Origin of the sequence: Brevundimonas sp., from assembly GCF_035999125.1 — a bacterium.
Taxonomy (GTDB): Bacteria; Pseudomonadota; Alphaproteobacteria; order Caulobacterales; family Caulobacteraceae; genus Brevundimonas.
Genome location: NZ_DASYGX010000016.1, coordinates 39,271 through 57,500 on the forward strand (window position 1 = coordinate 39,271; position 18,230 = coordinate 57,500).

Annotated in this window: 18 protein-coding genes, 1 tRNA gene and 2 rRNA genes (1 of these 21 running past the window's edge); 6 read left to right on the plus strand and 15 right to left on the minus strand. The window is 67.1% G+C overall.

Annotated elements, in window-relative coordinates; translation table 11 throughout:
- Nucleotides 1-120: 120 nt before the first annotated feature.
- From VGN45_RS13245 to petA, 3 genes are read right to left on the minus strand one after another with little or no spacing between them, the layout of a single operon-like run.
- A complete protein-coding gene (locus tag VGN45_RS13245; RefSeq protein ID WP_327463257.1) occupies nt 121-975 on the minus strand; it encodes a cytochrome c1 in 855 nt (284 codons plus the stop codon).
- 17 nt (nt 976-992) lie between these two features.
- The gene (locus VGN45_RS13250) at nt 993-2,318 is read right to left on the minus strand and encodes a cytochrome b/b6 (RefSeq protein WP_327463259.1); all 1,326 of its coding nucleotides are present in this window, start codon (nt 2,316-2,318) and stop codon (nt 993-995) included.
- A gap of 18 nt (nt 2,319-2,336) precedes the next feature.
- On the minus strand, nt 2,337-2,876 hold the full coding sequence (petA, locus tag VGN45_RS13255; protein WP_327463261.1) for a ubiquinol-cytochrome c reductase iron-sulfur subunit: 540 nt from the start codon (nt 2,874-2,876) through the stop codon (nt 2,337-2,339).
- Nucleotides 2,877-2,971: 95 nt separating this feature from the next.
- Here petA and VGN45_RS13260 point away from each other — a divergent pair, with 95 nt between their 5' ends.
- Complete coding sequence (locus VGN45_RS13260) at nt 2,972-3,463, plus strand: tRNA (cytidine(34)-2'-O)-methyltransferase (protein WP_327463263.1); 492 nt, start codon at nt 2,972-2,974, stop codon at nt 3,461-3,463.
- Here VGN45_RS13260 and VGN45_RS13265 read toward each other — a convergent pair.
- Nucleotides 3,396-4,646, minus strand: a complete 1,251-nt coding sequence (locus VGN45_RS13265; RefSeq protein WP_327463265.1) for a dipeptidase — start codon at nt 4,644-4,646, stop codon at nt 3,396-3,398. The two genes, VGN45_RS13260 and VGN45_RS13265, sit on opposite strands and share 68 nt — an antisense overlap.
- A gap of 101 nt (nt 4,647-4,747) precedes the next feature.
- Between VGN45_RS13265 and hemF the strand changes: the two genes are divergently transcribed.
- Both hemF and VGN45_RS13275 read left to right on the plus strand, forming a co-directional pair.
- Nucleotides 4,748-5,605: an oxygen-dependent coproporphyrinogen oxidase gene (gene hemF / locus VGN45_RS13270; RefSeq protein WP_327463267.1), complete on the plus strand. Its 858-nt coding sequence runs from the start codon at nt 4,748-4,750 to the stop codon at nt 5,603-5,605.
- Between the two features lie 46 nt (nt 5,606-5,651).
- Nucleotides 5,652-6,452 carry a hypothetical protein gene (locus tag VGN45_RS13275; protein WP_327463269.1) on the plus strand — a complete coding sequence of 267 codons (801 nt, stop codon included), beginning with the start codon at nt 5,652-5,654 and terminating at the stop codon, nt 6,450-6,452.
- 16 nt (nt 6,453-6,468) lie between these two features.
- Here the strand turns inward: VGN45_RS13275 and VGN45_RS13280 are convergent, their stop codons facing one another.
- Nucleotides 6,469-7,173 (minus strand): type 1 glutamine amidotransferase, encoded by a 705-nt coding sequence (locus VGN45_RS13280; protein WP_327463271.1) that lies wholly within the window; start codon nt 7,171-7,173, stop codon nt 6,469-6,471.
- A gap of 47 nt (nt 7,174-7,220) precedes the next feature.
- On the opposite strand from VGN45_RS13280, the gene VGN45_RS13285 reads away from it, so the two are divergent.
- Nucleotides 7,221-7,520, plus strand: coding sequence for an antibiotic biosynthesis monooxygenase family protein (locus tag VGN45_RS13285; protein WP_327463273.1), 300 nt, complete (start codon nt 7,221-7,223; stop codon nt 7,518-7,520).
- Nucleotides 7,521-7,597: 77 nt separating this feature from the next.
- Here the strand turns inward: VGN45_RS13285 and rlmJ are convergent, their stop codons facing one another.
- Nucleotides 7,598-8,416 carry a 23S rRNA (adenine(2030)-N(6))-methyltransferase RlmJ gene (rlmJ, locus tag VGN45_RS13290; RefSeq protein ID WP_327463275.1) on the minus strand — a complete coding sequence of 273 codons (819 nt, stop codon included), beginning with the start codon at nt 8,414-8,416 and terminating at the stop codon, nt 7,598-7,600.
- Nucleotides 8,417-8,506: 90 nt separating this feature from the next.
- On the opposite strand from rlmJ, the gene VGN45_RS13295 reads away from it, so the two are divergent.
- Nucleotides 8,507-9,526, plus strand: coding sequence for a DNA topoisomerase IB (locus tag VGN45_RS13295; protein ID WP_327463277.1), 1,020 nt, complete (start codon nt 8,507-8,509; stop codon nt 9,524-9,526).
- Here the strand turns inward: VGN45_RS13295 and VGN45_RS13300 are convergent.
- The gene (locus VGN45_RS13300; RefSeq protein WP_327463279.1) at nt 9,523-10,194 is read right to left on the minus strand and encodes a Fe2+-dependent dioxygenase; all 672 of its coding nucleotides are present in this window, start codon (nt 10,192-10,194) and stop codon (nt 9,523-9,525) included. The genes VGN45_RS13295 and VGN45_RS13300 overlap by 4 nt on opposite strands.
- Nucleotides 10,195-10,275: 81 nt before the next feature.
- Between VGN45_RS13300 and VGN45_RS13305 the strand changes: the two genes are divergently transcribed.
- Nucleotides 10,276-11,088, plus strand: coding sequence for a hypothetical protein (locus VGN45_RS13305; RefSeq protein WP_327463281.1), 813 nt, complete (start codon nt 10,276-10,278; stop codon nt 11,086-11,088).
- A gap of 23 nt (nt 11,089-11,111) precedes the next feature.
- Here VGN45_RS13305 and tdh read toward each other — a convergent pair whose 3' ends face one another.
- From tdh to VGN45_RS13345, 8 genes are all read right to left on the minus strand, one after another.
- Nucleotides 11,112-12,152 (minus strand): L-threonine 3-dehydrogenase, encoded by a 1,041-nt coding sequence (tdh, locus tag VGN45_RS13310; protein WP_349256091.1) that lies wholly within the window; start codon nt 12,150-12,152, stop codon nt 11,112-11,114.
- 11 nt (nt 12,153-12,163) lie between these two features.
- On the minus strand, nt 12,164-13,354 hold the full coding sequence (locus VGN45_RS13315; protein WP_327463285.1) for a glycine C-acetyltransferase: 1,191 nt from the start codon (nt 13,352-13,354) through the stop codon (nt 12,164-12,166).
- Nucleotides 13,355-13,477: 123 nt separating this feature from the next.
- Entirely contained in the window at nt 13,478-13,696 is a 219-nt protein-coding gene (locus VGN45_RS13320) for a hypothetical protein (RefSeq protein ID WP_327463287.1), read from the minus strand.
- Nucleotides 13,697-13,891: 195 nt separating this feature from the next.
- Complete coding sequence (locus VGN45_RS13325; protein ID WP_327463289.1) at nt 13,892-14,791, minus strand: DUF4232 domain-containing protein; 900 nt, start codon at nt 14,789-14,791, stop codon at nt 13,892-13,894.
- A 46-nt stretch (nt 14,792-14,837) separates the two neighbouring features.
- Nucleotides 14,838-15,533: an endonuclease III gene (locus tag VGN45_RS13330; RefSeq protein WP_327463291.1), complete on the minus strand. Its 696-nt coding sequence runs from the start codon at nt 15,531-15,533 to the stop codon at nt 14,838-14,840.
- 233 nt (nt 15,534-15,766) lie between these two features.
- A tRNA-Met gene (locus VGN45_RS13335) sits at nt 15,767-15,843 on the minus strand.
- Between the two features lie 73 nt (nt 15,844-15,916).
- Nucleotides 15,917-16,031 (minus strand): 5S ribosomal RNA (gene rrf / locus VGN45_RS13340).
- A gap of 75 nt (nt 16,032-16,106) precedes the next feature.
- Nucleotides 16,107-18,230: ribosomal RNA gene (locus VGN45_RS13345) — 23S ribosomal RNA — on the minus strand; it runs 664 nt beyond the window's last position.

Sequence of the window (18,230 nt, forward strand, 5' to 3'; positions counted from 1 at the left end):
CCCTCCCTGAGTTGCTTTGTTTAGCAAAGCACTTTTTATTGGCGTACGCAAGCCACGAAAAACCCGCCGGGCCGAGGCCGCGGCGGGTCGATCGTCTCGGCCGTCAGGCCGAACGAGACGTCAGTGCGCCACGCCCTTCCAGATGCGGCGGTAGCTTGCGTAGGTCAGGCCCAGGAACAGGAACAGGAAGATCAGCACGCCGATGCCGGCCTGCTTGCGCTCCACGGCGTGGGGCTCGGACGCCCAGGCGATGAAGGCGGCCACGTCCTTCGCGTACTGGTCCACGGTCTCGGGCGCGTCGTCGTCATAGGTGATCTGGCCGTCCATCAGCGGCGGCGGCATGGCGATGAAGCCGCCATACGGCACATGCTCCGGATCGCCCGTCCAGAACGGCGTCATGTCGCCGGCCATGTACGGGTTGTAGTATTGGCCCGGATTGATCTGCAGGCCCGCCGGCGCCTCCTCATAGCCGCTCAGCAGGGAGTAGATGTAGTTGGCGCCGTCGTGGCGGGCCTTGGCCATGACCGAGAGGTCGGGCGGATAGGCGCCGCCGTTCGCGGCCGTGGCGGCCGTGACGTTCGGATAGGGGCTGGGGAAGCGGTCGGCGGCAGTGGCCGGACGCATGATCGGGTCGCCCGTCTCGGAGTCGATGTCGGCGACCTGAACCTCGGCGGCAAGGGCGCGGACGTAGCGGTTGGTCGCCGGGCTTTCGGCTTCCGGATCCCAGAAGGGGCCGCCGCGCTGACCCAGGGTCCGGAAGGACATCAGGCTCATGCTGTGGCAGGCGGCGCAGACCTCGCGGTAGACCTTGTAGCCGCGCTGCAGCTGGCCCTGATCGAAGCGGCCGAAGGGGCCTTCGAACGAGAAGCCGCCTGGGCGGGGGTGCTTGGACTCGCCGCCGGCCGCCAGGGCGGGGGCGGCGGACAGGGCCACGGCCGCGGCCAGAGCGGCGACCAGGGTCTTGAAGAGGGTCATCGAACGATCCATCGGGGTCAGCCCTGCTTCTCGGCCTGGGCCGGAACGGCCGCCGGCATCGCCCCGCCCGACAGCACCGGCTCCGACACCGAGGCCGGGACCGGCAGGGGCGTCTCACGCAGGCCGACGATCGGCATGATCAGCAGGAAGAAGGCGAAGTAGTAGAGCGTGGCCAGACGGCCCAGCCACAGGAAGCTGTTCAGGTCGCCGTCGATCAGGGTGAAGGTCGAGAACTCGCCGATCACCGGCGCGTCGGGCAGTTTGGCGCCGCACAGGCCCAGGATGAAGGCGTTCACGACGAACAGGATGAAGAACACCTTCATGATCGGGCGATAGCGCATCGACCGCACCTTGGACGTGTCCAGCCACGGCAGGACGAACAGGATGCCGATGGAGGCGAACATGGCCAGGACGCCGCCGAACTTGTCCGGCACGGCCCGCAGGATGGCGTAGAACGGCAGCATGTACCACTCGGGCACGATGTGCGCCGGCGTCACCAGCGGATTGGCCGGGATGTAGTTGTCGGCGTGACCCAGGGCGTTCGGCATGAAGAACACGAACACGGCGAACATGATCATGAAGGCGATCAAGGCGACCCCGTCCTTGACCGTGTAGTACGGGTGGAACGGCAGGGTGTCCTTGGCGGTCCGCTCCTTGGGGATCAGGACGCCGACCGGGTTGTTCTGCCCGGCTGTGTGCAGCGCCCACAGGTGCAGCACCACGACGCCCAGGATCACGAACGGCAGCAGATAGTGCAGCGAGAAGAAGCGGTTCAGCGTGGCGTTGTCGATCGCCGGGCCGCCGCGCAGCCAGATCAGAACCGGCTCGCCGATCAGCGGGATGGCGCCGATCAGATTGGTGATCACCTCGGCGCCCCAGAACGACATCTGGCCCCACGGCAGGACGTAGCCGAGGAAGGCGGTGGCGATCATCAGGAAGAAGATCAGGCAGCCCAGGATCCAGATGATCTCACGCGGCGCCTTGTAGGAGCCATAGTAGAGGCCGCGCAGCATGTGGATGTAGACGGCGATGAAGAACATCGACGCGCCGTTGGAGTGGACGTAGCGGATCAGCCAGCCGCCCGGCACGTCGCGCATGATGCGCTCGACCGACGCGAAGGCCAGGTCGACGTTGGGCGTATAGTGCATGGCCAGCACGATGCCGGTGACGATCTGCGTCATCAGGCAAACCATCAGGATGGCCCCGAAGGTCCACCAGTAGTTCAGGTTCCGCGGCGTCGGCAGCGACATGTAGTCGGCGCCGAAGCGGACGATCGGAAGCCGCGTGTCCAGCCACTTCTCGATGCCCGTCTTGGGGACGTAGGTGCTTTCGTGGTCGCTCATGTGTGTCCTGCCCCCCGCTCAGCCGATGCGCACGGTCGAGCCGGCGGTGAATTCATAGTCCGGCACCACTAGGTTCAGCGGCGCGGGACCTTTGCGGATGCGGCCCGAGGCGTCGTAGTGCGAGCCGTGGCACGGGCAGAACCAGCCACCGAAATCGCCGGCGTTGAAGGTCGGGACGCAGCCCAGGTGGGTGCACGAGCCGATGACGACCAGCATGTTCTCATGGCCCGGCTTGGTGCGCTCGGCGTCCGTCTGCGGCTCCTTCAGATCGGAAGCACGATCGTCTGCCTTCACCCGCTGCAGTTCCGCCGCAGTGCGGTTGCGCACGAAGACCGGCTTGCCCTGCCACTTGATGACGACCTGCATGCCTTCCATCACCTTCGACGTGTCGAACTCGATGGTCGACAGCGCCAGGGTGTCGGCGGCGGGGTTCATCTGATTGATCAGCGGCCAGGCGGCCATGACGCCCGCGCCGACGGCGGCGGCGCCGGCGGCGATGTGGATGAAGTCGCGGCGCGTGGCCTCGCCCTCTTGGGAATGATCGACCGTCTCGGTCACGTCTCACCTCTGTCGGGCCGCCTGAAATGGCGGCGAAAACGCATGCGCGAAGGGCCGCGACAGACCCCCGGCCCGCGCGTATGGGTGGCCTTAGAATGCGTCTCGCCCTTTTTCAACCGGCCATCCCACAGAACGTCGGCGCGTGCATACGCCTGTCGGCCTGTTTCGGGCTGGAGCTCGACGTCGTCGGTCCCACCGCCTTTCGCATGGACGACCGTGCCATGAAGCGCGCGGCTTTGGACTATGGCCCGCTGTCGCACCTGACGGTCCATGCCGACTGGGACGCCTTCCAGGCCGCGCGACCGCCTGGGCGGTTGATCCTGTTCACGACCAAGGGCGCGACGCCCCTGCCCGACTTCGCCTTCCGGTCCGGCGACGTGCTGCTGTTCGGGTCCGAACCGACCGGGGCGCCGGACTTCGTGCACCAGGCCGCGGACGCCCGCGTGGTGATCCCCATCCGGCAGGGGGCGCGGTCGCTGAACCTTGCGGTCAGCGCGGGGATCGCGGTGTATGCGGCGACTACGGCCGCTCCAGCCCCGGGCGCTGATCCCGTTTGCGCGCCGCGACCGCTTCAACCTGACGCATGACGCGCAGGACGTTTTCGCCCAGCAGCTTGCGCACGTCGGCGTCGGTCCAGCCGCGGCGGTACAGTTCGGCGATCAGCGCCGGATAGGTCTCCACCCCGCCCAGGCCGTCGGGCAGGGCCGAGACGCCGTCGAAGTCGCCGCCCAGGCCGACGTGGTCGACGCCGGCGACGCGGCGGACGTGGTCGATGTGGTCGGCGACGTCGGCGATGTCGGCGCGCGGCGGCGGATTGGCGGCGACCCAGGCGGCGAGACCGTCGGTCACGGCCTGCGGCGCGCCGGGATTGAGGGATTTCAAGCGGGCGTCCTCGGCCGCGCGGGCGGCGCCCCAGGCGCGGACGTCCTCGGCCACGAAACTGGGCACGAAGGTGATCATCACCACCCCTCCGTCCTCGGGCAGCAGGCGCAGGACGGAGTCGGGCACGTTGCGCGGGTGGTTCGTCACGCCGCGCGCCGAAGAGTGGGAGAAGATCACCGGCGCCTCCGACACGCGCATGGCGTCCAGCATGGTCTCCTCAGAAACGTGGCTGAGGTCGACCATGATGCCAAGGCGGTTCATCTCGCGCACCACCGCCTCGCCGAACGGCGACAGGCCGCCCCACTTCGGCGCGTCGGTGGCCGAGTCGGCCCAGGTCGTGGTCGTGGAGTGGGTCAGGGTGATGTAGCGCACGCCCATGGCGTGGAAAACGCGCAGCAGGCCGAGCGAATCGTTGATCGAATAGCCGCCCTCGATGCCGATCAGGCTGGCGATCTTTCCGCCGCGATGGATGCGGACGACGTCGTCGGCGGTCATGGCCAGCTCGAACGCTTCGGGATGGGCGGCGACCATGCGGCGGACCACGTCGATCTGCTCGAAGGTGGCCTGGGCCGCCTCGACCGGCGGCAGGGAGGCGGGGACGTAGACCGACCAGAACTGGCCGCCCACGCCGCCGGCCTTCAGGCGGGGGATGTCGGTGTGCAGGTCGGTCGTGGCGTCCAGATTGGTCGCCAGGTCCACGGCGTGCGGATCGGACCCGTGGTTCTGCCGCAGGGCCCACGGCAGGTCGTTGTGGCCGTCGATCAGCGGCGTGCGCTGCATTACCCGGCGCGCCCGTTCCTGCAGCTGGGCGTCCGTCGGGTCCTGGGCCAGGACGGGCGTGGCGAGCAGCAGCGACAGGGCGGCGGATGACAGGACGGCGCGGATCATGAACGGTCTCCCCTTGCTGCGCCGATGGTGGCAGAGCGCCGCCCGCCGCGAAAGGCGCCGCTTGGGGTTACAAGCCCCGGCCGCCGTGCTTAATCACGGTCATGCTGGACGATCGCAAAGACCGCGCGCGGGCCTGGTTCGAGACCCTTCGCGACCGCATCCACGCCGGGCTGGAGGCGCTGGAGGACGAGGCGCCGGAAGACCTGTTTCCCGGCGAGCCGGCGCGGTTCGTCCGCACCGCCTGGGAGCGGCCGGAGGGGGGCGGCGGCGTCATGGGCATGATGCACGGCCGGCTTTTCGAGAAGGTCGGCGTCCACGTTTCGACCGTCCACGGCACATTCCCCGCGGACTATGCGAAGAACGTCCCCGGCGCGGAGGAAGACCCGCGTTTCTACGCCACCGGGATCAGCCTGATCTGTCACCCGGTCAGCCCCAAGGCGCCGGCCGTCCACATGAACACCCGCTTCATCGCGACGACGAAAAGTTGGTTCGGCGGCGGCGCCGACCTGACGCCGGTGCTGGACGTCGAGCGGACCCAGGAGGCGCCCGACACGATCGCCTTCCATGCCGGCATGCGTGCGCCCTGCGACGCCCACGACCCCAGCTGGTATGCGAAATACAAGGCGTGGTGCGACGAGTACTTCTTTCTGCCCCACCGCAACGAGATGCGCGGCATCGGCGGCATCTTCTACGACCACCACGACTCCGGCGACTTCGAGAAGGACTTCGCCTTCACCCGCGACGTCGGCATGGCCTTCCTGGACACCTACTCCGCCATCGTGCGTGGACGGATGCATGAGCCGTGGACCGAGGCCGAGCGGAATGAGCAGCTGGTGCGCCGTGGCCGTTACGTCGAGTTCAACCTGCTCTACGACCGCGGCACCACCTTCGGCCTGAAGACCGGCGGCAATGTGGAGTCGATCCTCAGCTCCATGCCGCCGGTGGTGAAATGGCCCTGATCCGACCGCCACGGATCAGCCGATTTTCGTCGCCATGGAGCCGGTCATGACACGTAACCTTCTCTCCGCCCTGGGTCTAGTCGTGGTGCTGACGGCGGCCGGATCGGCCCTGGCGCAGAACCCCGAGATCCCGGCCACGATGGACCGCGCGCCGCAGGGGCTCGCGCCCGCGGGCTCCCCGCGCGAGGTGGCCCAGGCGGCGGCCGACGCGATCGGCCTCGACTGTCAGGTCGAGGACGCGACCATTCGTGGACGCGACGTGTCCGGCGCGATGCAATGGGAGGTGGCGTGCGCCGCCGGAGACGGCCATGTCGTGATCGGCGCACCGGAGGCCCGTGCCGTCGACTGCCTCGCCCTGGTCGGGGGCGCCGCCGCGCCGTGCCGCCTTCCCGGCAACGCCGACCCGGCGCGGGCGGTGGCGCGACTGGCCGCGAACGCCGGGCTCGCCTGCCCTGTGAACGAGGGTCGTCTGGTGGGACGCACCCCGTCGGGCGGGATCATCTATGAGGCCGGATGCGCCGACGAAGCCGGGGCCTGGATCGAGCGCCTTGGCGACGGCTGGACCGTGACCGAATGTTTGAAGGTCGTGGGGCGCGGCGGCGAGTGCCGGTTCACCGACCTCGCCGAGGCCGACGCCGCGCTGGTGCGACGCCTCGCCCCCGTATGCGTGGCGAATCGGGCGCGATGGATGGGCTCCAGCGCGAGCGGCGACTGGTACGAGGCCGCCTGCGCGGACGGCTCAGCGCAGGTCGCGCGCTTCGACCCCGAGGGCCGGCTGGCCGAGACTCTGCCGTGCGCGCAGGCGATGCGCATCGGCGACGGCTGCCGTCTCTCGGACACGGACTGAGCCGCGCCTTCGGGCGTCAACGGGGACGTGTCGAGCGGTCGAGTCCGAGGAAGGCGCGCAGCCAGGCGCCGACGAGGTCGCGGTCGTTGGGCTCCGCCAGCGACGTCAGTGCGCGGTCGACCATCGGCGGGTCGATGCGGCCGCGTCGGCTCTCCGCCAGGTCGGCGGCGTAGGCGGGCGTGAATTCGGGATGGAACTGCATGCTGACCGCGTCGTCGTCCCAGGCCAGGCCGCCGAAGGGGGTGAAGGCGCTGGCCATCGTCACGCGTGCGCCGGGCGGCAGGGTCTGTACCTGGTCCTGATGCGAGGCGGGCACGGCGACGCTGCGGTGCGGCGGGACCATCCACGGCTCCGCGGACAGCACGTCGTAGCGGTGCAGGCCGACGCCCCAGCCCTTTTCCGACTTGCGCACCTCGCCGCCCAGGGCCTGGGCCAAGGCCTGGTGGCCGAAGCAGACGCCGACCAGCCGGGTCCGGCCCTTCGCCGCCCTGATCCAGTCGAACAGGGGCGGCAGCCAGGCGTGGTCCTCATAGACGCCGGCGGAAGAGCCGGTGATGACGGCGCCGTCGAAGGCGGCCGGGTCGGGCAGTTCACCCGCCTGGACGTCGAACGTCGTCAGGCCTTCACCCAACACGGAGCCGAACATGGCCGGATAGTCGCCGTGGACCTCGGCCAGGGCGGGCGGCGGGGCGCCGGTCTTCAGGATGGCGATCTTCGTCATGGAGCGAAGGTAGGAGCCGCGCCCGCCGCGCGCTATACGGCGCGTCCATGAGCGAGCCCGTCGTCCTGATCAACGTCTTCAAGTGCGCGCCGGAGCGTCAGGACGAACTGATGGAACTGGTCACCGCCCTGGCGCGGGCGCAGCGGGAGCTGGAGGGCTTCGTCTCCGCCGCCCTGCACCGCGGCGTGAACGGCAAGGTGGTCGCCAACCACGCCGTCTGGCGCTCTCGCGAGGACTGGAAGGCGATGACGCGCCATCCTTCAGTCGTCGCGGCGATGGACCCGATCATGGCCATCGCGACGTTCGAGCCGAACCTCTATGAGCCCGGCGAAGTGATCGAGGCGTGATGTCTTGAGGGAGCGCGGACCTCCAGGTCCGCCCTTGACGGTCGCTGCGCGAGTGCGGACCTGGAGGTCCGCGCTCCTCAGGCGGTCCAGACTTCCGCGCTTGCTCCGGGGTCGCCCAGCGCCCCGGCCACCCAGCCGCAGACCTCCCGCGCCGCCGCCTCGATCCCGTCAGGCGGGTTCAGGAACACCATGGCGCAGCCGTTCATCTTCATGGGGTTGGTCAGAGGCCGCAGGCGAGCCTCGGCCACAAGAGGCGCAGGGGCGCCTGCCGAGGCCAGGCGACGCAAGAAACCGTCGAAGGTCTCCAGATCCTTCAGAGGGGTCCAGACCGCGACCGTGGCTGTGGGATCGGCCTTCACGACGGCGGCGGCGAGGTCGGCGGCGCGCAGATAGTCGTCCGGCCGCTCGAACGGCGGGTCGATCAGCACGACGGCGCCCGGCGCGGCCTTCGCTGCCTCCAGCGCCTGATCATAGCCGTCGCCGCCGAGGGCACGCGCGCCGGTAGCCTCGACCAGCGCAGCCCGCAGCAGCTCCATCACCGGCGGGTTCATCTCGAAGCCGACGTAGCGGTCGTCCGGGCGCATGTCGTCCACCACCAGTCTGGGCGATCCCGGATAGAAGCGCGCGCCGCCTTCGGGATTCAGCGTACGCACCCGCACGGCCAGGACGCCGACCGCGGGCGGCAGGGCGTCGGCGGCCATCAGGCGGGCGATCCCGGCCTCCGCCTCCTTCGACCGCGCCGCGTCGCCGGACAGATCGTACAGCCCCGCGCCGGCGTGGGTGTCGATCACCGTCACCGGCCCCCCCGCGCGCCGCAGCTCCAGCAGGCGCAGCAGCAGGGCGTGCTTGACGACGTCGGCGAAGTTCCCGGCGTGGAAGCTGTGGCGATAGTTCATGGGCGACGTGTCGCAGGCCGGGCGTGGGGGTCAAGCCGGAACCGGCGGGCGCGGGCGCCGTTGCCGAAATCCCAACCGGAGACGACCCACTTGCCCGACGGCGCGGCGAACCTGGCGCAGACGCTGAAGGCCCCGCCGGGCTTGACGTGGTGCAGCGACGAGCACGCCGGGCTGACGCGGCGCAGGTCCGGCACGGGATTCACCTATCTGGACGCCAAGGGCGCCAAGGTGAGAGATGAGGCGACGCTGGCCCGCATCCGCGCACTGGCCATCCCGCCGGCCTGGACGGACGTCTGGATCTGTCCGCGCGCCACCGGCCACATCCAGGCCACCGGCCGCGACGTGAAGGGGCGCAAGCAGTACCGCTATCACGCCGACTGGACGGCCCACGCCTCGGGCGACAAGTTCGACCGCCTGCCGGCCTTCGCGCGCGCATTGCCCCGGCTCCGCGACCAGGTCGAGGCCGACCTGGCGCGACGCGGCATATGCCGGGTAAAGGTGACGGCGACCGCGGTCCGCCTGCTGGAGATCACTCTGATCCGCGTCGGCAACGCCCAGTATGCGAAGCAGAACCGGTCCTATGGCCTGACCACCCTTCACAAGCGGCACGTCGCGGCGGGGGCCACGGCCCTGACCTTCGCCTTTCGCGGCAAGAGCGGCGTGGAGCACGAGGTGCGCGTGCGCGACCGGCGCCTGGCGACGGTGATCCGGGCGGTGAGGGAACTGCCTGGGCAACAGCTGTTCAAGTGGCGGGCGGTGGACGGCACCCTGTGCCCGCTGACCTCGGACGACGTGAACGCCTACGTGCGCGAAGCGATGGGCGAGGACTTCTCCGCCAAGGACTTCCGCACCTGGGCCGGCACGGTCTCGGCCGCGCGGGCCCTGCGTGAGATGGAGCCGCCGACCAGCGCCACGGACGCGAAGCGCAAGATCACCACCTGCGTGAAGGCGGTGTCCGGCCTGCTGGGCAACACGCCGACGGTCTGCCGCTCGTCCTATGTGCACCCCAAGGTGTTCGAGGCGTTCGAGGCGGGCCGGTTGCCGGAGCTGCTGCCGGGGCCGGACGCCAAGGCGTTCGAGATGAAGCTGATCCGGATGCTCGAAGCCTAGGTCTCCGCCCAGCGGCGCAGCAGGGCGCCGATCGCCTTGTCGAGCGTCAGGCGCGCCGACGCATCGGCCTCATCCGGCCAGGCGGCGCGCACGCGCTCCAGATCCCACAGCACCTCGCGTGCCGACGCGTCGCGGACGTGGCTCTGGATCCAGCCGACGCAGACCAGGCGCGTGCCCCGCGTCACCGGCTCGACCCGGTGCGGGGCGCCGGAGGGATAGAGGATCAGGTCGCCGGCCGGCAGGCGCACGGTGCGGTCCTCCAGCGCGTCCTCGATCGTCAGGCCGCCGCCGTCGTAGGCGTCGGGCTCCGACAGGAACAGGGTGAAGCTGAGGTCGGTGCGCAGGCGCGCGCCCTCCGGCCCCATCAAGGCGTTGTCGACGTGGTCGCCATAGCCGCCGCCCACCGGCGTGCGGCTGATCAGCAGGCGGCTGACCTTATGCGGCCGGGCCGCCGAGGCGATCACCGGATGGGCCAGGATGCGCTCGCGCAGCAGGGTCTCCAGCCCCTGCCCCGCGCGGGTCGACAGGTCGGCCTGTTCGTTGCGCTTGACCCCGCGCGCGGCCGGGCCGGCGGTCGTGGCTCCGTCGCGCCAGGACAGGACGTCGATCTGGGCGCGGGCCCAGGCCAGCGTCTGGGCGTCCAGCACGCCGCCGGCGATCAGCCGCATCGTCCGCTCCAGTTGCGATCAAGTTGCAAGCGCATGTCCCGCCCTATAGACCAGTCGCACACTTCGCAGCGAGGATTTCCGATGTCGACCCTGAAGCGCTGGACCGCCCTTGGGCTGGGCGCCGCCCTGATCGCCGGCTGCGGCCAGCCCGCCGATGCCGACAAGGCCGCCGACCAGCCCCAGGCCCGTCAGATGGGCGCCGGCCCCGGCGAAAGCGGCGAGGGCGAAGGCGGCGAGTCCGGCGAGGGCGGCGTGAACGTCGCGGCCGCCGCGACCGACGCCACGGTCTACCTGTCCGCCCTGGCCGTGGTCGAGGCCCACATCCGCGCCGCGTCGGCCGCCGCCGAGGCCGGCGAGCGTCAGGCCGCGGGAGAGATGTTCGCCCACCCGGTCAGCGAAATTCTGATCGACATGGCGCCGACGTTTCAGGCGCTGGGCGTCGCCCCGTTCGACGCCCAGTTGATGGCCGCCTCCACCGCCACCTTCGAAGGCGCGGACGCCTCCGCGCTGAAGACCCGCGCCGACGGCATCCTGACGACGCTGGACCAGGCCGCGGCCAAGGCCCCGGGCGGCGCCGCGAGTTCGGCGGTGCTGGCGGGCGTCATCGCCGACCAGATCGACCGCGCGGCGATGCAGTACGGCACCGCCAAGGGATCCGACGCCTATGAGCCCTATCTGGACGGCTACGGCTTCTACGTGACCGCCAGGGCCATGCGCGACGAGCACGCCGCCCTGCTGGGTCGCGAGCAGCCGCAGGCGCTGGCGGCGATCGATCAGGCGCTGCAGCTGCTGGCCGCCGCCTATCCGACGGCGAAGCGGCCGCAGGCCTTGAGCCACGACGCCGGCCCCCTGGTCGCCGCCGCATCCAAGGCGAAGCTGGCGGTCACGCGTTAGGCGCGCCGCCACATATCTGATGGTCAGGCCGCCTTCGACCAGTCCAGCACGACCTTGCCCGACTTGCCGGCCTTCATGACCTCAAAGCCTTCGCGGTACTGGTCATAGGGGAACTGGTGGGTGATCAGCGGGGTCAGGTCCAGGCCCGCCTTCAGCAGACCCAGCATCTTCCTCCAGGTTGTGAACATCTCGCGGCCGTAGACGCCTTTGATGGTCAGGGCCTTCAGAATGATGGCGCCCCAGTCCGTCTCCATGGGCTTGGACGGAATGCCCAGCAGCGCCAGGCCGCCGCCCATGATCAGGGTGTCGACGCACTGCCTGAAGGCGATTGGGCTGCCCGACATCTCCAGCGCCACGTCGAAGCCGACCTTCAGACCCAGCTCGTGCATGACGTCGTGCAGGTCCTCGCGCGTGGTGTTCACCGTGCGCACGCCCGGCGCGACCTTCTGGGCCAGCTCCAAGCGGAAGTCGTTGATGTCGGTCAGGACGACGGTACGCGCGCCGGCGTGACGCGCCACGGCGGCGGCCATCATGCCGATGGGCCCGGCCCCGGTGACCAGCACGTCCTCGCCCAGCAGGTCGAACTGCTGCGCCGTGTGCACCGCGTTGCCGAACGGATCCAGGATCGAACCGATCTCGTAGGGCACGTCGTCGGGCAGTTCGATCACGTTGAAGGCCGGAGCCACGACATATTCGGCGAAGGCGCCCTGGCGGTTCACGCCGATGCCCTTGGTGGCCGGATCCAGATGGAAGTGGCCCGCCCGCGCCGCCTCGGAGTTCAGGTCGATCACATGCCCCTCGGCCGAGACGCGCTGACCGACCTTCAGGCGGCGATCCACCTCCTTGCCGATCGCGACGATCTCGCCGGAGAACTCGTGCCCGGTGATCATCGGCACCGGCACGTTCTTCTGGGACCACTCGTCCCAGTTCCAGATGTGGATGTCGGTGCCGCAGACGGCGGCGCGGTGCACCTTGATCAGCACGTCCTCGTCGCCCGGCTGGGGGATCGGCGCGGTGATCAGCTCTAGGCCTTCGGCCGGCTTGGTCTTGGCCAGGGCCTTCATTGTGTCGGTCATCAGATTACTCCCAGTTCCTTGCCGGCCGTCGTGAACGCCGCGACCGCTTGATCGATCTGTTCGAAGGTGTGCGCCGCCGACATCTGGGTGCGGATGCGGGCTTGGCCGCGCGGCACCACGGGGAAGCTGAAACCGATGACGTAGACGCCGAGCTCCAGCATGCGCGCGGCCATGTCCTGCGCCAGTTTGGCGTCGCCCAGCATGACGGGGATGATCGGGTGCTCGCCGGGCAGCAGGTCGAAGCCCGCCTCGGTCATCGCCGCGCGGAAGCGGCGGGCGTTGGCGAACAGCTGGGTCCGCAGGGCGTCGCCCTCCTCCCCGCTCGCGATGCGGATGGCCTCCAGCGACGAGCCGCAGACCGCAGGGCTGAGAGCGTTGGAGAACAGATACGGCCGCGCCCGCTGCTTCAGCAGCTGCACGACCGGCCCGGTGGCGCAGATGAAGCCGCCCATGGCCCCGCCCAGCGCCTTGCCGAAGGTGCCGGTCACGAAGTCGACCTTGACCCCGCAGTGCGAAAACGAGCCGCGCCCCCGCTCGCCCATGAAGCCGGTGACGTGGCAGTCGTCGACCATGATCAGGGCGCCGTACCGGTCGGCCAGGGCGCGGATCTTGGCCAGCTTGGCGACGTAGCCGTCCATGGAGAAGGCGCCGTCGGTGGCGATGACGATCTCGCGCACGCCGTCGGCCCGGGCCTGCTTCAGCTGGGCCTCCAGATCGGCCATGTCGGAGGTGGCGAAGCGGTACCGCTTGGCCTTGCACAGCCGCACCCCGTCGATGATCGAGGCGTGGTTCAGGCTGTCGGACACGATCGCATCCTCGGCGCCGAACAGGGGTTCGAAGATGCCGCCGTTGGCGTCGAAGGCGGCGGCGAACAGGATGGCGTCCTCGAAGCCGAGCCAGTCGGCGATCGCGCGCTCCAGCTCCTTGTGGATGCCCAGGGTGCCGCAGATGAAGCGCACCGAGGCGGTGCCGGCGCCCCACTGCTGCTGCGCCTTGATGCCCGCCTGAACGACGCGCTCGTCGCCGGCCAGGCCAAGGTAGTTGTTGGCGCAGAAGTTCAGCACCTGACGCCCGCCCACCTCGATCACCGGCCCCTGGCGGGACTGGATCACGCGTTCGGGCTTGGTCAGGCCCTGGGCGTCGATGTCGGCCAGTTCGGCGGCGATGCGGTCATGGAAGGTCGCGGTCATGGCGGCATCCGCTACGCGCTTTCGCCGCCGGTTTGAAGCCCGGGAGATCACGCCGCGTTGCCGCGCGAGTAAGCAATGGATTTGCCGGCGGCCTAGTATGGAAGACGATCGCGTCTAGAGGCCTCAGCCGAACGCCGTCGGTCCGCGGGGAAGCGGCTTCATGCCGCGTGTGGCGTCAGCATGGCCCGCCCAGCTCAACGCCAAACCCACGAGACTGAAAGCCAGCACCACAGCGGCGTACCTTCTGGCCTCATCGGTGCGGGACAGGACGACCCCGAAGGAGATGAATGCGCTCACAGCAGCGATGATCATCAAGGTCACCCAGACCTTTGCGCCGATCATTTTGCGGTCTCCGCGAACGGCGCGACAGCCATCCATGACTTACAGTTCGGGACGACAGAAACCCGCTTCCTTTCAAACACGAGCACCATGGCTTGTCCTTGGAGATCTTCAGGCGGTGAGTGTCGCCGAGAGGTTATTCCGGGATCGTCGATTGAATGTCCAGCCGACGCCCACGGTTCTCTGCGCAGTCTGCCTTCAGCGAGCCTCGGCCGAAAGGTCGGGGCGCAGAACCGTGATCCGGACACGGTCGCCGCAGGGCGTCAGCGTCTGATCCACAAAAACCGGAGAGGTGTCGCTAGGCGCCGTCACTGAGACGCGCGTGGCCGTCGGGCAGGTCCGCTGCCCCGACGCCTCGTTCGGCACGACGTTCCAGCGCAGCCCGAAGAAGGCCTTGCCCTGCGGCGGCAGGACGACAGGGGCCGCCGTTCCCGGGAATGAGCCGCCGCCGGCGTCGATGCGATCGGTCCGCACGGCGGTCAGATTGCGGCCCTGAGCGTCCTGCAGCGTCAGCCCGACATGGCCCTGAAGGGTGCAAGCCTGGGTTCCGACATTCCTCAGAGAGAAGACGGTTTCGCGACTCCCCGCCCCGGCGTCCGACGCCTCGGCGGCCAGTTGAAGCTGCGGCCCGCGGCAGGGCGCGCCGGCGACGGGCGCCGGTCTGGGCAGGCCCGGCGCGGCCGGCTGTGGCCCCGGCGGCGATCCGCCCGAGGTCGGGCGGGTGCAGCGCTCCAGGATGGTGACGCCAACCTCGGTGTTGGGCCCGACGCGGCCCAGCGTCGCTTGCTCCTGCCCGTCGCGGCTGGCCGACCACCACTCCCACTCGGCGCCGGAATAGCGCGCGCCGCTGCCCGACGGCGTCAGACGCAGATCCGCCGTCGCGCCTTTGTAGCTCACCCGGGCGGTGGCGTCGTCGGTGTACTGGACATTCACGGTCTGGCCGCTCTCACAGGCGTAGCCGACCACCGGCACGGTCGAGGGCGCCGGCTGTGTCGCCGACGGCTCGACCGGTGCGACCGTCGGCTCCTCGGCGGGCTGGCTGCAGGCGGTCACCAGGCCCAGAGCGGCCGAAACGGCGGTTAAACGACGAAAACTCATGGCAGGATCCGGGATGATGCGGTCGGCCGATCAACGTCCGCTGACGCTAATGGCTCCGCTTGGCGGCGCAATCGTCGGCGAGGGGGCAACGACCACAATCTGGACCCACGGGTCGACAGTGGGTCTGACCCAGGTTTTTCAACTGAACATGAAAATTCGCCAAGTCCCGTGACGTCCAATGTTCCGGAAGCATTTCCATCAGACTTCCCCATGCCGATCGGATGTCCGCATCACGGGCGACCAGTCCGTAGCGAGCCGTGACCCTCAGGACATGAGTGTCGATCACCATCGACCGGCGCTCGAGAGTGCTGAAGTTCAGAACCGCCGCCGCCACCTTCGGCCCGACGTTCGGCAAGCCTTCAAGCCAGATGTGCGCGGCCTCGATCGGCCACGTCGACAGAAACTCCAACGACAATCCGCCGGTCCGCGCCTTGATCATCCGAAATGCGGAGACCAGATGCCGAGCCTTGTCCTCAGCGAACGTGACCTCCTGGATGTGTGACAGCACCTGATCGGGCGTGGCGGCCACCAAGGCGTTCCAGTCGGGAAAAGCGTCGGTAAGGGTGAAGAAGGCCTTCCACGACACGGCGTCGTATGTTCTCGCACCGAGGCATGAGCGGACAAGCTGGCTCAGCGGGTCCAACCGTTCGTTCCAAAAAACCGATCCGCATTTCGCGGACAAACGGCGACGTACGGATTCGAACCGTTCGATCTCCAGGTCGAAGGAAAACATGGTGGCCATGACGTCAAATAGAACATTTGGGGAACATTTGCGACGTGAAATCGCATGGGAGACGCGATTCCGGTCCCGGATCTTCGCAAAGGCTGATTTTCCTTCTGCAGCCCTCACGGCCGAGAAAGCGTGCAAGCCCCAATGTTGATACGCGCCGCATGCGGCGCGGGCGAATGGGTTGCTCAGCCGTGTGCTTACAAAGCGAAAAGCCCCGCGGCTTATGCCGGCGGGGCTTTTGATCTTGGGTGCGGGAGCAGGATTTGAACCTGCGACCTTCAGGTTATGAGCCTGACGAGCTACCGGGCTGCTCCATCCCGCGGCGAACCTGAGCGTGAAGGAAGAAATGTTCGAGAAGCGCCCATTAGGGCGAAATCACTCTGTGCGACCGGTAGACCCGGCGACGACCTACTCTCCCGCGCCTTAAGACGAAGTACCATCGGCTCTGGAGGGCTTAACGACCGAGTTCGGAATGGGATCGGGTGGGGAACCTCCGACATAGTCACCGGGTCAACCGGGCGCACAGAATGAGAAGACATCGTCATGTCCGGCAAGAGGACCAGTATTCATGAGTTTTGCTGAGAAACGATCAAACCGATCGGATTATTAGTACCGGTAAGCTTCATGCGTCGCCGCACTTCCACACCCGGCCTATCGACGTGGTAGTCTTCCACGATCCTCAGCGAAGCCTTGTTTTGAGGTTAGTTTCCCGCTTAGATGCTTTCAGCGGTTATCTATTCCGTACATAGCTACCCTGCTGCGCGGCTGGCGCCACGACAGGTCCACCAGAGGTACGTCCATCCCGGTCCTCTCGTACTAGGGACAGATCCTCTCAAGCTTCGAACACCCACGGCAGATAGGGACCAAACTGTCTCACGACGTTCTGAACCCAGCTCACGTACCACTTTAAATGGCGAACAGCCATACCCTTGGGACCTGCTCCAGCCCCAGGATGTGATGAGCCGACATCGAGGTGCCAAACTTTCCCGTCGCTGTGGACGCTTGGGGAAAATCAGCCTGTTATCCCTAGAGTACCTTTTATCCGTTGAGCGATGGCCCTTCCATGCGGGACCACCGGATCACTATGGCCGACTTTCGTCTCTGATCGACTTGTCAGTCTCTCAGTCAGGCGAGCTTATGCCATTGCACTCGACGAGCGATTTCCGACCGCTCTGAGCTCACCATCGCGCGCCTCCGTTACACTTTGGGAGGCGACCGCCCCAGTCAAACTACCCACCACGCCATGTCCCGGACCCGGATGACGGATCTCGGTTAGACGTCAACGACAGTAAGGGTGGTATTTCAAGGATGGCTCCACCAGAGCTGGCGCCCCGGCTTCATAGCCTCCCACCTATCCTACACATACGGTCGCTAACGCCAAGGCGAAGCTATAGTAAAGGTTCATAGGGTCTTTCCGTCTGACCGCGGGAACCCCGCATCTTCACGGGGAATTCAATTTCACTGAGCCTGTGCTGGAGACAGTGGGGAAGTCGTTACGCCATTCGTGCAGGTCGGAACTTACCCGACAAGGAATTTCGCTACCTTAGGACCGTTATAGTTACGGCCGCCGTTTACCTGGGCTTCAGTTCGACGCTTTCACATCTCCCTTTAACCTTCAGGCACCGGGCAGGCGTCAGACCCTATACGTCGCATTGCTGCTTCGCAGAGCCCTGTGTTTTTGCTAAACAGTCGCTACCCCCTGGCTTGTGCCACTCATTCTAGGTTGCCCTAGGTGAGTCACGCTTATTCCGAAGTTACGCGTGCAATTTGCCGAGTTCCTTCAGCACAGTTCTCTCAAGCGCCTTGGTATGCTCTACCTGACCACCTGTGTCGGTTTCGGGTACGGTCTCTGCTGGAGTTATTTCCAGGGACAACTTCGCTGCCAGGACAATCCAATAAGCCCTGACAACTTACGTCATCCGTCACTTCCAGCTGGTGCAGGAATGTTTACCTGCTTCCCATCGACTACGCTTTTCAGCCTCGCCTTAGGGGCCGACTAACCCTGCGCAGATTAGCTTTACGCAGGAACCCTTGGTCTTTCGGCGACAGTGTTTCTCACACTGTTTATCGTTACTCATGTCAGCATTCTCACTTCCGATACCTCCAGCCGACCTCGCGATCGACCTTCACCGGCTTACGGAACGCTCCGCTACCGCTTGCACAAAGTGCAAACCCATACCTTCGGCGGACGGCTTAAGCCCCGTTACATTTTCCGCGCAGGATCGCTTGATCAGTGAGCTGTTACGCTTTCTTTAAAGGATGGCTGCTTCTAAGCCAACCTCCTGATTGTCAAAGCAATCCCACATCGTTTCCCACTTAGCCGTCACTTGGGGGCCTTAGATGATGGTTAGGGTTGTTTCCCTTTTCACGACGGACGTTAGCACCCGCCGTGTGTCTGCCCGATAGTTCTCCTAGGTATTCGGAGTTTGGTTAGTATTGGTACCGCTCGCGCAGCCCGCAACCATCCAGTGCTCTACCCCCTAGGGAATTCGTCGGACGCTCTACCTAAATAGATTTCGCGGAGAACCAGCTATGTCCAGGTTTGATTGGCCTTTCACCCCTATCCACAAGTCATCCGAGGCTTTTTCAACAGTCACCGGTTCGGACCTCCAGTTGGTGTTACCCAACCTTCATCCTGCTCATGGATAGATCACCTGGTTTCGGGTCGTCATACGTCGAACTTAGCGCCCTGTTCAGACTCGCTTTCGC